The sequence below is a fragment of the Streptomyces olivaceoviridis genome, assembly GCF_014650115.1.
In the GTDB taxonomy this organism is placed as follows: domain Bacteria; phylum Actinomycetota; class Actinomycetes; order Streptomycetales; family Streptomycetaceae; genus Streptomyces; species Streptomyces olivaceoviridis.
In genome coordinates, this window is the sequence record NZ_BMUI01000004.1 from 277,314 (window position 1) to 290,745 (window position 13,432).

At 73.4% G+C, this 13,432-nt stretch carries 15 protein-coding genes and 6 tRNA genes; 12 read left to right on the forward strand and 9 right to left on the reverse strand.

What is annotated here, in order from left to right:
• The first annotated feature begins 93 nt into the window (after nucleotides 1-93).
• A complete protein-coding gene (gene cobA, locus IE273_RS10440; RefSeq protein ID WP_189814860.1) occupies nucleotides 94-1,326 on the forward strand; it encodes a uroporphyrinogen-III C-methyltransferase in 1,233 nt (410 codons plus the stop codon).
• A gap of 84 nt (nucleotides 1,327-1,410) precedes the next feature.
• Nucleotides 1,411-2,229, forward strand: a complete 819-nt coding sequence (locus IE273_RS10445; protein ID WP_189814861.1) for a TrmH family RNA methyltransferase — start codon at nucleotides 1,411-1,413, stop codon at nucleotides 2,227-2,229.
• A gap of 42 nt (nucleotides 2,230-2,271) precedes the next feature.
• Here the strand turns inward: IE273_RS10445 and IE273_RS10450 are convergent, their stop codons facing one another.
• The gene (locus tag IE273_RS10450) at nucleotides 2,272-3,747 is read right to left on the reverse strand and encodes a serine/threonine-protein kinase (protein WP_189814862.1); all 1,476 of its coding nucleotides are present in this window, start codon (nucleotides 3,745-3,747) and stop codon (nucleotides 2,272-2,274) included.
• Nucleotides 3,748-4,350: 603 nt separating this feature from the next.
• Here IE273_RS10450 and IE273_RS10455 point away from each other — a divergent pair.
• The 3 genes from IE273_RS10455 to IE273_RS10465 all read left to right on the forward strand — a co-directional run bounded on the left by IE273_RS10455 (nucleotide 4,351) and on the right by IE273_RS10465 (nucleotide 6,167).
• Complete coding sequence (locus tag IE273_RS10455) at nucleotides 4,351-4,527, forward strand: hypothetical protein (protein ID WP_177235595.1); 177 nt, start codon at nucleotides 4,351-4,353, stop codon at nucleotides 4,525-4,527.
• Between the two features lie 261 nt (nucleotides 4,528-4,788).
• Nucleotides 4,789-5,793, forward strand: coding sequence for a phosphotransferase family protein (locus IE273_RS10460; protein ID WP_189814863.1), 1,005 nt, complete (start codon nucleotides 4,789-4,791; stop codon nucleotides 5,791-5,793).
• A gap of 80 nt (nucleotides 5,794-5,873) precedes the next feature.
• A complete protein-coding gene (locus IE273_RS10465) occupies nucleotides 5,874-6,167 on the forward strand; it encodes a TFIIB-type zinc ribbon-containing protein (protein WP_078611708.1) in 294 nt (97 codons plus the stop codon).
• Between the two features lie 63 nt (nucleotides 6,168-6,230).
• Here the strand turns inward: IE273_RS10465 and IE273_RS10470 are convergent.
• From IE273_RS10470 to IE273_RS10490, 5 genes are all read right to left on the reverse strand, one after another.
• Nucleotides 6,231-6,302: transfer RNA gene (locus IE273_RS10470), tRNA-Val, on the reverse strand.
• 29 nt (nucleotides 6,303-6,331) lie between these two features.
• Nucleotides 6,332-6,403: transfer RNA gene (locus IE273_RS10475), tRNA-Val, on the reverse strand.
• 40 nt (nucleotides 6,404-6,443) lie between these two features.
• Nucleotides 6,444-6,515, reverse strand: a tRNA-Val gene (locus tag IE273_RS10480).
• Nucleotide 6,516: 1 nt separating this feature from the next.
• Nucleotides 6,517-6,590 (reverse strand) — tRNA-Cys (locus IE273_RS10485).
• Nucleotides 6,591-6,628: 38 nt separating this feature from the next.
• A tRNA-Gly gene (locus IE273_RS10490) sits at nucleotides 6,629-6,701 on the reverse strand.
• Between the two features lie 178 nt (nucleotides 6,702-6,879).
• Between IE273_RS10490 and IE273_RS10495 the strand changes: the two genes are divergently transcribed.
• From IE273_RS10495 to IE273_RS10505, 3 genes are read left to right on the forward strand one after another with little or no spacing between them, the layout of a single operon-like run.
• Nucleotides 6,880-7,935, forward strand: coding sequence for a chorismate-binding protein (locus IE273_RS10495; protein ID WP_189814864.1), 1,056 nt, complete (start codon nucleotides 6,880-6,882; stop codon nucleotides 7,933-7,935).
• Nucleotides 7,932-8,753, forward strand: coding sequence for an aminotransferase class IV (locus IE273_RS10500; RefSeq protein WP_189814865.1), 822 nt, complete (start codon nucleotides 7,932-7,934; stop codon nucleotides 8,751-8,753). The genes IE273_RS10495 and IE273_RS10500 overlap by 4 nt, the downstream gene beginning before the upstream one ends.
• A 50-nt stretch (nucleotides 8,754-8,803) precedes the next feature.
• Nucleotides 8,804-9,628, forward strand: a complete 825-nt coding sequence (locus IE273_RS10505) for a GNAT family N-acetyltransferase (RefSeq protein ID WP_189814866.1) — start codon at nucleotides 8,804-8,806, stop codon at nucleotides 9,626-9,628.
• A gap of 89 nt (nucleotides 9,629-9,717) precedes the next feature.
• On the opposite strand, the gene IE273_RS10510 is transcribed toward IE273_RS10505, so the two are convergent.
• Nucleotides 9,718-10,242: a DsbA family protein gene (locus IE273_RS10510; RefSeq protein WP_189814867.1), complete on the reverse strand. Its 525-nt coding sequence runs from the start codon at nucleotides 10,240-10,242 to the stop codon at nucleotides 9,718-9,720.
• A gap of 212 nt (nucleotides 10,243-10,454) precedes the next feature.
• Here IE273_RS10510 and IE273_RS10515 point away from each other — a divergent pair, with 212 nt between their 5' ends.
• The gene (locus tag IE273_RS10515; RefSeq protein ID WP_189814868.1) at nucleotides 10,455-10,907 is read left to right on the forward strand and encodes a hypothetical protein; all 453 of its coding nucleotides are present in this window, start codon (nucleotides 10,455-10,457) and stop codon (nucleotides 10,905-10,907) included.
• Nucleotides 10,908-11,010: 103 nt separating this feature from the next.
• Complete coding sequence (locus IE273_RS10520) at nucleotides 11,011-11,214, forward strand: hypothetical protein (RefSeq protein WP_189815017.1); 204 nt, start codon at nucleotides 11,011-11,013, stop codon at nucleotides 11,212-11,214.
• An 83-nt stretch (nucleotides 11,215-11,297) separates the two neighbouring features.
• Here IE273_RS10520 and IE273_RS10525 read toward each other — a convergent pair whose 3' ends face one another.
• Together IE273_RS10525 and IE273_RS10530 are read right to left on the reverse strand one after the other, a co-directional pair.
• Nucleotides 11,298-11,858, reverse strand: a complete 561-nt coding sequence (locus IE273_RS10525; protein WP_189814869.1) for a CGNR zinc finger domain-containing protein — start codon at nucleotides 11,856-11,858, stop codon at nucleotides 11,298-11,300.
• Nucleotides 11,859-12,176: 318 nt separating this feature from the next.
• Nucleotides 12,177-12,590 carry an SsgA family sporulation/cell division regulator gene (locus IE273_RS10530; RefSeq protein WP_004002642.1) on the reverse strand — a complete coding sequence of 138 codons (414 nt, stop codon included), beginning with the start codon at nucleotides 12,588-12,590 and terminating at the stop codon, nucleotides 12,177-12,179.
• Between the two features lie 191 nt (nucleotides 12,591-12,781).
• On the opposite strand from IE273_RS10530, the gene IE273_RS10535 reads away from it, so the two are divergent.
• The gene (locus tag IE273_RS10535; RefSeq protein WP_189814870.1) at nucleotides 12,782-13,258 is read left to right on the forward strand and encodes a TIGR02611 family protein; all 477 of its coding nucleotides are present in this window, start codon (nucleotides 12,782-12,784) and stop codon (nucleotides 13,256-13,258) included.
• Nucleotides 13,259-13,343: 85 nt separating this feature from the next.
• Nucleotides 13,344-13,415: transfer RNA gene (locus tag IE273_RS10540), tRNA-Val, on the forward strand.
• The last annotated feature ends 17 nt before the right edge of the window (nucleotides 13,416-13,432 follow it).

The following is a 13,432-nucleotide window of genomic DNA, read 5'->3' on the forward strand; positions in this document are numbered from 1 at the left end:
CCCATGCCCCGCCCACCGCTTAAAATCTGCACGTCAGGGCCGCTCCGAAGGTGCAGCGCGCCCATCGCACAGCTGCACGAGGAGCCGTCCCTCATGGCCGAACACCCCGCCTACCCCGTAGGCCTCCGCCTCTCCGGCCGTCGCGTGGTCGTCCTCGGCGGCGGCCAGGTCGCCCAGCGCCGCCTCCCGGCGCTCATCGCGGCCGGCGCGGACATCGTCCTCGTCTCCCCGGAGGCGACCCCCTCGGTCGAGGCCATGGCGGACGCGGGCGAGATCACCTGGGTGCGGCGCGGGTACGAGGACGGCGACCTCGCCGAGGCCTGGTACGCCCTCATCGCGACCAGCGACCCCGCGGCGAACACGGCCGCCTCCGCCGAGGCGGAGCGCCACCGCGTCTGGTGCGTCCGCTCCGACGACGCCGACCAGGCGACGGCGTGGACCCCGGCGACCGGCCACAGCGAGGGCGTCACCGTCGCCGTGCTCACCACGCACGCGCGGGGCCGCGACCCCCGGCACACCGCGGCCATCCGGGACGCGGTCGTCGAGGGCCTGCGCGACGGCACCCTCGTCGCCCCGCACCACCGCACCCGCACCCCCGGCGTGGCCCTGGTCGGCGGCGGCCCGGGCGATCCCGACCTGATCACGGTTCGCGGCCGGCGCCTCCTCGCCGAGGCGGACGTCGTCATCGCCGACCGGCTCGGCCCGCGCGACCTGCTCGCCGAACTCCCCCCGCACGTCGAGGTGATCGACGCGGCGAAGATCCCGTACGGCCGGTACATGGCCCAGGAGGCCATCAACAACGCGCTCGTCGAGCATGCCAAGCAGGGCAAGGCGGTCGTCCGGCTCAAGGGCGGCGACCCGTTCGTCTTCGGCCGGGGCATGGAGGAGGTCCAGGCGCTCGCCGAGGCCGGCATCCCGTGCACGGTCGTCCCCGGCATCTCCAGCTCGATCTCGGTGCCGGGCGCGGCCGGCATCCCGGTCACGCACCGGGGGGTGGCCCATGAGTTCACGGTGGTCAGCGGCCATGTGGCGCCGGACGACGAGCGCTCCCTGGTCGACTGGCCCTCGCTGGCCAAGCTCACCGGCACCCTGGTGGTCCTGATGGGCGTCGACAAGATCGGGAAGATCGCCGAGACGCTCGTCGCGCACGGCAGGTCGCCCGGGACGCCGGTGGCCCTGGTGCAGGAGGGGACGACGGCCGCGCAGCGGCGCGTGGACGCCACCCTCGCCACGGTCGCCGAGACGGTCCGCGCCGAGGACGTGAAGCCCCCGGCGGTCATCGTCATCGGCGAAGTGGTGCGGGTCGGTCCCGCGCCTTCGGCGTGACATTGGCCTGATCTCGCGTAACCCGGGGTAACCCATCCCTTCCCAGCCGTTGGCACCACCTCCAGGACAAGGCAGTATCACCCTGTGGCCGATCTCATCACCGTCGAGGATCCCGACGACCCGCGCCTGAGCGACTACACGGGCCTGACCGACGTCGAGCTGCGCCGCAAGCGCGAGCCCGCCGAGGGCCTGTTCATCGCCGAGGGCGAGAAGGTCATCCGCAGGGCGAAGGAAGCCGGCTACGAGATGCGGTCGATGCTGCTCTCGGCCAAGTGGATCGACGTCATGCGCGACGTCATCGACGAACTCCCGGCTCCCGTCTACGCCGTCAGCCCCGAACTCGCCGAACGGGTCACCGGTTACCACGTGCACCGCGGCGCCCTCGCCTCCATGCAGCGCAAGCCGCTGCCGACGGCCGGCGAACTGCTGCGCTCCGCCAGCCGGGTGGTGGTCATGGAGTCGGTGAACGATCACACCAACATCGGCGCGATCTTCCGCTCGGCGGCGGCCCTCGGCATGGACGCGGTGCTGCTGTCGCCCGACTGCGCCGACCCTTTGTACCGGCGGAGCGTCAAGGTCTCCATGGGCGCCGTGTTCTCGGTGCCGTACGCCCGGCTGGAGACCTGGCCCAAGAGCCTGGACTCGGTCCGCGAGGCCGGTTTCACCCTGCTCGCGCTCACCCCGGACGAGAAGGCCCGCACCCTGGACGAGGCCGCCCCGCACAGGATGGACCGGGTGGCGCTCATGCTCGGCGCCGAGGGCGACGGGCTGTCCACGCAGGCGCTGGTCGCCGCCGACGAGTGGGTCCGCATCCCGATGTCCCACGGCGTCGACTCGCTCAACGTGGGCGCGGCGGCGGCGGTGGCCTTCTACGCGGTGGCCACGGGCCGGCCGGAGTCCTGACCCGGCGCGCCCCCGCCCGCCGAACCGGTGCCGACGCGGCCCTCAGTTACCGGCGTCGCGGCTCACCGCCGACGTGTCCGGGTTCGGCACGAACGTCGCGTCGCCCAGCGGCGAGTGGCTCGGCTGGGTGTGCTGCTGCCGGGGGACGCCGTCGTCGCCGAGCCCGCGCGCCGGGCCCTGGCAGCCCTGGGCCACCGCGATGCCGAGCGCCACGAGCAGCGTCACCACCACGAAGACGAACAGCCGCTGCCGCAGCAGCCGCGGATTGGCCGGCCGCCGCAGGCTCCCCGCCGGGCGCTGCCCCGGCCGACCGGAACCACCGCGCTGAGCGGGCCGGCCGCCACCGGAGCGCGGGCCGCCGCCGCGCGGCACCGGGGTGGGGCGCGCCGCACCCGGCCGGGCGGTGAGCCCGGCACCGCCACCGCGCGCACCGCTGCCCCCGCGTGAGGGCACCCCGCCGCGCGAGGACGCTCCGCCACGGGACGGCACTTCGCCGCGCGCGGACACCCCGCCCCTGGAGGACACGGAGGGCGCACCGCCCCGGGCCGGAGTGCCGCCGCGCGGCAGCGGCGTACCGGGCGAGGCGCGCCGCTGGGTGCGCTGCTGCTCGGGGTAGGTGTCGGCGAGCCGTCCGGTGGGCCGGTCCGCCTCGGCGGCACGCGGCGAGGGCGGCCGTACGCCGTCCAGGCCCTGCGCCTCCCGGGCGGCGATCTCCTTCAGCCGCAGTGACAGCTGGAGCGTGCTGGGCCGCTCGTCGGGGTCCTTCGCCAGGCAGGCCCGGATCAGCGGGGCCAGCGCGTCCGGCACGCCGTACAGTTGCGGCTCCTCGTGCACCACCCGGTACAGCATCACCTCGGAACTGCCGTGCCCGAAGGGCGAGTCGCCGGTCGACGCGTACGCCAGGGTCGCGCCCAGCGAGAACACGTCGGTGGCCGGCGTGACCGCCGCGCCGCGCACCTGCTCCGGGGCCAGGAAGCCGGGGGAGCCGACGGCGGTGCCGACGTGGGTGAGCGTGGAGGCGCCGGTGGCCCAGGCGATGCCGAAGTCGATGATCCGCGGCCCTTTCGGGGACAGCAGGATGTTGGAGGGCTTCAGGTCCCGGTGGACGACCCCGGCCTCGTGCACGGCGACCAGTCCCTCGGACAGGGCCGCGCCGATCGCCGCCGTGTCCGCCGCGCCGAGAGCGCCCTCCTCGGCGATCTTGTCGTGCAGCGACGGGCCCGGTACGTACTGGGTGGCGAACCAGGGCCGCTCGGCCTCCAGGTCCGCGGCGACCAGCCGGGCCGTGCACCCGCCCCGGATCCGCCGGGCCGCCGACACCTCGCGCGCGAACCGCGACCGGAACTCCTGGTCCTCCGCCAGATCGGGCCGGATCACCTTCAGGGCGACCCGCTGCCCCTTCTTGTCGGAGCCGAGATAGACCACTCCCATCCCGCCCGCGCCGAGCCGTCGGTGAAGCCTGAACGAGCCGACGACGCGCGGGTCCTCGCGCCTCAGGCGCATCATCGCCATGTTCATCCCCGCTGCCCGGTCCCTGTGACGTGGCACAGCTTACGTTTCCACGGCCGCCTGCGCGCAGAGGCCGCGCCCTCTGGGCCGGATGGATTGTGTCGGCCGTCCGGGGGGAGGTGAAACGCGGTCAGGAGGCACCGGTCCACGGCGACTTCTTGCCACGGGTGGCCTCAACCGATCGGTGTCGCAGGGAGGTTGACGCCCTGCTGAGCGGCGGTGCGGGGGTCCGTACGCCCACCGGCCCACGGTCGGCGGCGACCCGCGGTCATGCCCGCCCCCCGGACGCCGGTCCACCCCCGGCACTCCCTCCACCCCGGACGGGAGTGATCGAAGTCACGCAACTCATCCCATAGGGCGCGTCGGAAATATAGGGACAGAGTGGGCTACCCCTCCGGGAAGACCCCGAGACACCGGTCCGCGTCTCCACCCAGGGGAGTACGTCGCAGGTCATGGCTCATCCTCATGGAGGCCCGGCAATCGGTACGCGGGCATGACGCCCGGTGGGCGCCGCGCGCCTAGATTTGAGGTCAAGCGGCGGGTGTAGCACTCGTCCCCCGAGGTCAGACACCCGCCGCTGCCGACGACAACCAAACGGTCAGGAGAGGGACCATGGCCCACACGGCACCGCGACGCACGTCGTTCGCCCCCCGCCGGACGGGCCGTCGCCACCCCCTGGTGGCGACGCTCATGGCCCTTCCCCTGGCGGCCCTGCTCCTGCTCGTCTTCGACGGCTGGGAGACGGTGGCCACACAGGCGTCGTCCGTGGGTGCGATGCTGGGGCGCTGAGCGGCGACCCCAGGCCCGGAAGAGCGGTCCGGGCGGGGACATCGATCCATGAAACCCCGTGGGGACGGGGGTACGGCGGACGGCACAAATGCCGGCGCAGCTGGGGAGCTGCGCCGGCATTGGCCGTTTTCCCGGCGCCGGCCGGCCTTGCGGCTCGTACACCGGCCGCGGGCGCGCGGGGCGTCCGACGGAGTTCGCCGGACCCTCGCCGCCCCGCCCCCGGTACCCTCACCCCAGCACCCCACCCCGTCCGAGGCCCCCTTGACCGCAGACACCGACACCGGCGCCGACGCCCCCGCCCTCATATCCGCGCTGGCCGACCGGGCCAAGGCCGCCGCTCACCCCCGTACCCCCACCGCCCCCTGCTCCTGTCCCAGCGCCCCCCTCGCCGACCGCCGGGACGCCACCGTCGTCCGCCACGACGCCACCGTCGCCAAGGCCCACGCCCCGGACACGGACCCCGCCGCACTCACCCTCCGCGTCACCACGGCCGCCCGCCTCCCCGACCTGCTCCTGCCGCCGCTCACCCCGGACACGGCCACCCTGCACGACCGCCTGGTCACCTTCTGGCCGTACGGCGTCCCCGTGGACCCGGACGACCCGGACGCCGCTCCCTGGGAGGCCGCCGCCACCCTCCTCGCCCGCCTGCACCGCACCCACGTCCCCGCCGGCCTCCCCCCGATGCGCGGCCCCGCGAAGGCCGCCCGCGCGCTCGACCGCCTCCAGGCGACCCTGCGCACCACGCCCGGCACGACCGCCCACACGGCCGCCCGTCCCGTCCTGGACGCCTGGGCGGCCCTGCCCGCCTGGGCCCGCGCGCAGGCGCCGATGCCCGGCCCGCCGGCCCTCTGCCACGGCGACCTGCACCTCGGCCAGCTCGTCCGGCACCCGGCACCGGACGGCCCGTGGAAGCTGATCGACGTGGACGACCTCGGTGCCGGCGTCCCGGCCTGGGACCTCGCCCGCCCCGCCGCCTGGTACGCCTGCGGACTCCTCCCGCCCGACGAGTGGACCCGCTTCCTGACCGCCTACCGACGGGCCGGCGGCCCGGCCGTGCCCGCGGACGGCGACCCCTGGACCGCCCTGGACGTCCCGGCCCGCGCGCTCACCGTGCAGACGGCCGCCCGCGCGGTCACCAAGGCGCTCGCCGCCGACCGCCCGCTGGACGAGGTGGAACAGGCATTGGTGGACGCGTGCGCGCGCATGCCGTCCGTCGCCGCCGGCCTCCCGCGTCCCCCTCGGTCCGCGCCCGGATTCCCGGACTAGGCTGCAACCGCCCGGGGCCGGACGGAGTCTGTCCTGGGGAAACACGAAGCAGGACCGACCGGCGAGGAGTTGAGCCGACCATGCAGTGTCCGAAGTGCCATGCGCCGATGCACACCTACAACCGCAACGGCGTCCAGATCGAGCAGTGCAGCGGCTGTCGCGGCATATTCCTCGACTACGGCGAACTGGAGGCGCTGACCCGTCTGGAGGCCCAGTGGTCGCAGCCGGCCCCGCCGCCCCCGCCCGCTCCGCAGGCCTACCCGGCGGCTCCGCCCGCGCCCGCCTGGGGCGCCCCGCACGGCGGCCACGGCGGTCACGGTCACTACGGCCACCAGCGCCACAAGAGCTTCGGCCACATGCTCTTCTCCAGCTGATCCCCGGCTGAGCACACGCAGAAGCCCCCGGCCGTACGAGACGGCCGGGGGCTCCTTGCGGTGTGGACGATACTGGGATTGAACCAGTGACCTCTTCCGTGTCAGGGAAGCGCTCTCCCGCTGAGCTAATCGTCCGCGGGCTGTGACCTGGAAGTCACAGGCGGTGCGCGATACTGGGATTGAACCAGTGACCTCTTCCGTGTCAGGGAAGCGCTCTCCCGCTGAGCTAATCGCGCGGGCGGGATCTTCGAGAAGATCCAGGATCCGAAGATCCAGTGGACGATACTGGGATTGAACCAGTGACCTCTTCCGTGTCAGGGAAGCGCTCTCCCGCTGAGCTAATCGTCCTTGGAGGTGGAGACGGGATTTGAACCCGTGTAGACGGCTTTGCAGGCCGTTGCCTCGCCTCTCGGCCACTCCACCAGGAGTGTAAGGGGATCGGGACGACCCCTTCTCCTTCGAGCGGACGACGAGGCTCGAACTCGCGACCTCAACCTTGGCAAGGTTGCGCTCTACCAACTGAGCTACGTCCGCTTGTCGTTTCGGTCCGCTTCCGCGTCCCGGCGACGTGTTGAACTCTAGCGGATTCCCGGGCCAGCACAAAAACGCGTTTGCGCAGCGTGCTGCGGTGCACTCGACGGACCCCGTGGTCAGGGCCCCCTCCGGGACATCCCGGAGCCACCTCCCGGACACCCGTCCTAGACTCGACCACGTGCTCCACCACCCATCCGGACTCCCCGCGCTGGCCCGTTTCGGCGACCGCGTCGCCACCGGCCTCCTCGACGTCACCAGCGATCCGGCCGCCCTGGACTCCACCGGTTTCTGGGCCGTCTGCGCGGACTTCGAGGGCCGCTTGACCTGCGCGCGCTTCGCGGACGTACGCGAGGAGCCGGTGCCCGCGCCGGTGCCCGGCCGGTGGCGGGGCCCGCGGCCGGGGGACTGGACCTCCTCCCTGGACCGCGCCGCGTACACGGCGGCCGTCCACCGCATCCGCGAGCACATCGCGGCGGGCGAGGTCTACCAGGCCAATCTCTGCCGCGTGCTCAGCGCGCCGGTCGACCCCGGCGCCGACGTGGACGCCCTGACCGCCCTGCTGGCCCGCGGCAACCCGGCGCCGTACGCGGGGACGATCCGGCTGCCGGAGCACGGCGTGGAGATCGCCACCGCCTCGCCCGAGCTGTTCCTGCGCCGGGACGGCCGCACCGTCGAGTCGGGACCGATCAAGGGCACCGGGCGCACCGAGGCGGACCTCCTGGAGAAGGACTACGCCGAGAACGTGATGATCGTGGACCTGGTCCGCAACGACATCGGCCGCGTCTGCGCGACCGGCAGCGTGACCGTCCCCGACCTGTGCGCCGTCGAGAAGCACCCGGGGCTCGTCCACCTCGTCTCGACGGTCCGCGGCGAGCTGCGGGCGGACGCCGGCTGGCCGGAGCTGCTGGCCGCGGCCTTCCCGCCCGGCTCGGTCACCGGCGCCCCCAAGCCGAGCGCCCTGACGATCATCGAGGCGCTGGAGCCGGCGCCGCGCGGCCCGTACTGCGGCGGCATCGGCTGGGTGGACGCCGACCGGGGCACCGCCGAGCTGGCCGTCGGCATCCGCACCTTCTGGATCGACCGCGCCGCGGGCGCCCTGCGCTTCGGCACCGGGGCCGGCATCACCTGGGGATCCGACCCGGAGGGGGAGTGGCGCGAGACCGAGCTGAAGGCGTCCCGGCTGCTCGCGGTAGCGTCGGGTGTGTACGACGAGACCGAGGGGGCGCTCCTATGAGGATCTGGCTGGACGGCGAGCTGCGGGACCTGGAATCCGCCCGGATCTCCGTCCTCGACCACGGGCTGACCGTCGGTGACGGCGTCTTCGAGACCGTCAAGGCGGTCCACGGCACGCCCTTCGCGCTCACCCGGCACCTGGACCGGCTGACCCGCTCGGCCCGCGGCCTCGGCCTGCCCGACCCCGACCACGACGAGGTGCGCCGCGCCTGTGCGGCCGTCCTGGAGGCCGACCCGGTGCCGCTGGGCCGGCTGCGGATCACCTACACCGGAGGCCACGGCCCGCTCGGCTCCGACCGCGGCGACCAGGGCCCGACACTGGTGGTGGCCCTCGGCGAGACGAGCCGCCGCCCCGACTCCACGGCGGCGATCACCGTCCCGTGGACCCGCAACGAACGCGGCGCCCTCGCCGGCGTGAAGAGCACCTCGTACGCGGAGAACGTCGTCGCCCTGGCCCGCGCCCACCAACACGGCGCCTCCGAGGCGCTGTTCGGCAACACGGTCGGACAGCTCTGCGAGGGCACGGGGTCCAACGTCTTCGTCGTCCTGGACGGCGAGATCCACACCCCGCCGGTCACCTCGGGCTGCCTGCCCGGCATCACCCGGGCCCTGGTCGTCGAGTGGGTCGGCGCCAAGGAGACCGACCTGCCGCTGGACGCCCTCCGGCGCGCCGACGAGGTCTTCCTGACCTCCACCCTGCGGGACGTACAGGCCCTGCACCAGATCGACGACCGCCAACTGCCCGGCACCCGGGGCCCGGTGACCGCCGAGGCCATGCGGATCTTCGACGACCGGGCCGGGCGGGACCTGGAACCCTGAGCCGCAAAACGGGCTGACGCCGGGCGGTCGTCGTGGGTAGAACACCTGTGATGACCACGACCCTGCGGCCGGCCGAGCCGCTCCAGCAGCACCCCGACGGATCCCGTTCCCGCCGCTACGCGGTGTGCGTGAACAGCCGTCCCGTCGGCGAGATCCACCTCGGCACCTCGCCGTCCCTCGGCGACTCGGTGGCCCGTGTCGTCGACCTGCGGATCGCCGAGCCCGACCGGCGGCGCGGCCGGGGCACCGTGGCCGCGCTCGCCGCGGAGGAGGTCGCCCGGGGCTGGGGCTGCGTACAGATGGAGGCGGTGGTGCCCGCCACGGCGGACGCCGCGCTGCGCCTGTTCGGGGCCCTCGGCTACACGGTGCGCAACCGCGGCATGGAGAAACGCCTCGGCGCCACCCCGCCCGCGCTGCCGCCGGGCAGCCGCGCGCGCCCCATGACCGAGGCCGAGTTCGCCGCCTGGCGGGAGGCGGAGAGCGAGCGGTACGCGCGCGGGTGGATCGGGCGGGGCGTCCCCGAGGCCGCGGCCCGCGCCAAGGCCCGCGGCGACCACGCGCGGCTGCTGCCGCACGGGCTCGCGACCGAGGACGCGCTCTTCAGCGTGCTGGAGCACGAGGGCGTCCCGGTGGGCACCCTCTGGCTGGCCCTGGAGGACGCCAAGGCGTTCGTCTTCGACGTGGAGACCGGCGCCGCCCACCGCGGGCTGGGCCACGGCCGTACGCTCATGCTGCTGGCGGAACGCCAGGCGATCGAGGCCGGCCGGACGGTCCTCGGCCTCAACGTGTTCGCGGACAACACCCCGGCCGAACGGCTCTACGCGTCACTCGGCTACGAGACCGTGACCCATTCCCTGAGCAAGCCCCTGCTGTAGGACCGCGCGGGCCCGTGCCACGTGCCGTGGAACGACGGCGCCCGCGCCGCCGGGCCCCGAGCCGCCCCGGACCCTGGCCCCGCCCCCGGTCAGGCCTCCCGGTCGGCCAGCAGCCGGTCCGCGATCTCCTCGACGCGCTCGCGCAGCCCCTCCTGGCTCTTGCCGCCGTCGAGGCGCTCGCCGCCGATGACGTACGTCGGGGTGCCCGTGACGCCGATCGCCTTGCCCTCGGCCTGGTCGGCGTCGACGGCCAGGATGTGCCGGCCGTCGATCAACGCGGTGTCGAACTCCTCGGCGTCCAGGCCGAGTTCCCGTGCCACCTCGACCAGGAGGGGTTCTCCCTGACGGTCCAGCTCCGCCACCCGCTCCAGCACGGCCTCCACGTACGGCCAGCCCTTGCCCTGCTCCAGCGCCTCCTCGGCGGCCTGCGCCGCGGCGAAGGCGTGCTTGTGCTTCTCCAGCGGGAAGTGCCGCAGCCGCAGCTCCAGCCGGTCGCCGTAGCGGGCGCGCAGGGCGCGGACGTCGTCCAGGGCGGTGCGGCAGTCGGGGCACTGCAATTCGCACCAGACGTCGAGGACGAGGGCTTCGGTGGGTGCGGGGGAGGAGTCGCTCATGCCCACCAGTCTTCCAGGCCGGGACCGGGCGACCCAATCGGGACCTGGGCCGGCCCGTGAGGGGCGGGGACCGGCACCCCGGGCATCGGACCCGGACCGGCACTCCAGTAGGAGGCGACCCGGAGATGTCCCTGATGTCCGGCCGGGGCATGGCATCGCGGGGACCGGGCGGTGCACGATGGAAGCGACGAACGAGCCCGCCAGGAGGACGGATGATTGCCGAGACAGTCTGCTCCGCCGTGTCGGCGGCGGGCCTGGGTATCGCGGTGGTCACCGCCTACCGCAAGCGTTTCCTGGCGGCGGCCCGCCTCGCGGCCTACTCGCTGGTGCCGGTCGGCCTGGTCATGACCGGGGTCGTCGGCTGGCTCGCCGACACCGCCCTGAGCCCCACCGCCTGGGCGGGCTTCGGAGTGCTGGGCGCGGCCTGGCTGCTGTTCGCCGGCACGCGCGCCGTGGAGCGACGGCGCGGAGGCGCCGGGCGCAAGGCGACCGGGCGGGCCGAGCGGGACACGGTGGCGCCCGCGGCCTCGGCGCCGTCCCTGGGCGAGGCGCCCCGGGCCGCCGCGCGCCCCACGGCCGGACCGGGAACCGGCGCGCCCCGGGCCACCGGCTCGGCCGAGGACTTCAACGACGTCGAGGCCATCTTGAAGAAGCACGGCATATGACAGTCACATGACTCGCTGAAACGACACAGTAGGTCCCCGGACGTCCCGAACCGTTCACGAGCCGAACGAGACCTCGCGTATTCGGCGAACTCCCGCAAGATCCGTGAGCGTTGATCGCGGACGGCCCCTCGGGTGCGCCATCATCGGCCGCGAGATGCTGGACACGCAACAGAGCGAGGCCGCGCCGCCGAAGGACGAGCCGCGCGGATGCCTCTTCGCCCTTTCCCAGCCACCGCTGATGATCTTCCTTGCGGTGATCGGGTGTCTGCTGCTCATGGCTGCGCTGCACGACCTGCTGCTGCTGTGAGCCGTACACGTCCGTCCCGGCGCCACCCGCCGGGACCGACGTCGCACCGGGGCGGGCGGAGGACTCCTCGGCCCGCCGCCTCCTCAGCCCGCCGCCTCCTTGCGCCGGGCCCGGTAGGCGGCGACGTGCAGCCGGTTGCCGCAGGTGCGGCTGTCGCAGTAGCGGCGCGAACGGTTGCGGGACAGATCCACGAAGGCGCGCCGGCAGTCCGGCGCCTCGCAGCGCCGCAGCCGTTCCTGCTCGCCGGCCACCACGAAGAAGGCGAGTGCCATGCCGCAGTCCGCGGCGAGATGGTCGGCCACGGAGGCGCCCGGTGCGAAGTAGTGCACATGCCAGTCGTAGCCGTCATGGTCGGTGAGCTGGGGCGTGGTGCCCGCCGCGGCGACCAGTTCGTTGATCATCATGGCGGCGGACCGGGCGTCCGGAGCCGCGAAGATCGCCGCGAACCGCGCCCGGACCCTGCGTACCGCGGAGAGGTCGAACTCCGAGAGCACACCGACATCGCTCATCTTGTGGTTTCGTACGAAATCCGCGAGAGCCGGGACATCGGGCAGTCCGTCCGCCGCCGCGTCGTCCTCCGGCGCGGTGTTCACCAGATCCACCACGGTGTCGAGGGCGCACCGGGTGTCGTGGGTGATCAGCACGTTTCGCTCCCTGGCCTGGGGGGTCGGGCGGACGCCCGCCGATGCTGGCCGATGGTAGCGACAACCGCGCCCCCCGCACCGCTGTGTTCCCGACCTCTCGCCCGCCGATAGGACGCCGCCGATCCCCAAGGGGTTCCCGGGCCGGGCCGCCGGGACGCAGCGCGGCCGGACGCACACGGAGCGCAGCCGGCCGCGCACAGGCCGACGCCGCCTCCGTGGCGCTCACGGTGACGGCGTCGGCCTGTGCCGTATGCGGTTGTCTTGGCCCGAGCCGTCTCCCCGAGTGGACGGCGCCGGGCTGCTCGGAAGGGCCGCGGCCTAGCTCTCCGCCAGGATGTGCGAGAGCTCCTGATCCAGGTCGAAGTGCCGGTGTTCCGTGCCGGGCGGCACGGCGGCGTCGGTTCGCTTCAGGAAGGACTCCAGGGCCCGCGCCGGGGCCTCAAGCAGTGCCTCCCCCTCCGGGGAGCTGAGGGCGATGCACACGACGCCCTGACCATGGCTGCGGGATGGCCAGACGCGGACGTCGCCGGTGCCGGTGGGCCGGTGAAGCCCCTCGGCGAGGAGGTCGCGGGCGAACACCCACTCGACGGTCTCCTCGGCTCCGGTGTGGAAGGTGGCGTGCACGGCGTAGGGGTCGGCCGTGTCGTACCGCAGGCCTGCGGGGACAGGCAGGGAGGACTCGCTCGACACAACGAGGCGCAGGTGCAGCTCGCAGCTGACCGTGGTGTTCATAAGCGCCAGGGCCTTTCGCTCAGTGTGCGCTCGGGGATTCGCACGTCGGCGAAATCGACATGCCACCTACGGTGCCGTTGTAAACCCCTCTGAGGGTTTTGCGTGTGTTTACGTAACTCTTCCGGCCGAGAACTCGTACCAGACCTACGACCATTCCGGTGACCGGATTCACTCGGGTAGGGTTTGTCTGTATGAATACGGGGAGTGACGAGCCGGGCGAGGTCGCCGTGGCAGCGGACAAGGCGAGGACGGACCGGCCCGAGGCCGGGCAGGAGACCGGGCACGAGGCCGAGCGCGGGCTCGGCTCCCGGGCGCCGGAATTCGTCAAGGCCCGCCGGCTCCTGCACCTCAGCTGGCAGGTCGGGGTCTTCGTGGTCGGCCTCGCGGTGGTCGGCGCGGGGATCGTCATGCTCCCGCTGCCCGGGCCCGGCTGGGTGGTGATCTTCGGAGGCATGGCCATCTGGGCGACCGAGTTCGTCTGGGCCCAGCTCGTGCTCCGCTGGACCAAGCGCAAGGTCACCGAGGCGGCCCACCGGGCCCTCGACCCCAAGGTGCGCCGCCGCAACATCACACTGACCGTGATCGGGCTGGTGATCATCGGCGTGCTCACCGGGATCTACCTGTGGAAATTCGGCCTCGTCATGCCGTGGAAGATCGAGGACCAGTGAAACGGCTCCGGAGGCGGACGGCCCCCGCCGCCCGGCCCCCGGTCGGAAGCACCCCCTGACTTGGGGTAATGTTCTTCCTGCGCCCGGGCGATTAGCTCAGTGGGAGAGCGCTTCGTTCACACCGAAGAGGTCACTGGTTCGAACCCAGTATCGCCCACCCGGACCGACGGCCCA

What these genes read in the sequence shown, in the direction of transcription:
- IE273_RS10500 (WP_189814865.1), top strand. Translation starts at nt 7,932, where the DNA reads ATGAGGATCTGGCTGGACGGCGAGCTGCGGGACCTGGAATCCGCCCGG.
- IE273_RS10505 (WP_189814866.1), top strand. Translation starts at nt 8,804, where the DNA reads ATGACCACGACCCTGCGGCCGGCCGAGCCGCTCCAGCAGCACCCCGAC.
- IE273_RS10465 (WP_078611708.1), top strand. Translation starts at nt 5,874, where the DNA reads ATGCAGTGTCCGAAGTGCCATGCGCCGATGCACACCTACAACCGCAAC.
- IE273_RS10450 (WP_189814862.1), bottom strand. Translation starts at nt 3,747, where the DNA reads ATGAACATGGCGATGATGCGCCTGAGGCGCGAGGACCCGCGCGTCGTC.
- IE273_RS10455 (WP_177235595.1), top strand. Translation starts at nt 4,351, where the DNA reads ATGGCCCACACGGCACCGCGACGCACGTCGTTCGCCCCCCGCCGGACG.
- IE273_RS10530 (WP_004002642.1), bottom strand. Translation starts at nt 12,590, where the DNA reads ATGAACACCACGGTCAGCTGCGAGCTGCACCTGCGCCTCGTTGTGTCG.
- IE273_RS10510 (WP_189814867.1), bottom strand. Translation starts at nt 10,242, where the DNA reads ATGAGCGACTCCTCCCCCGCACCCACCGAAGCCCTCGTCCTCGACGTC.
- IE273_RS10515 (WP_189814868.1), top strand. Translation starts at nt 10,455, where the DNA reads ATGATTGCCGAGACAGTCTGCTCCGCCGTGTCGGCGGCGGGCCTGGGT.
- cobA (WP_189814860.1), top strand. Translation starts at nt 94, where the DNA reads ATGGCCGAACACCCCGCCTACCCCGTAGGCCTCCGCCTCTCCGGCCGT.
- IE273_RS10535 (WP_189814870.1), top strand. Translation starts at nt 12,782, where the DNA reads ATGAATACGGGGAGTGACGAGCCGGGCGAGGTCGCCGTGGCAGCGGAC.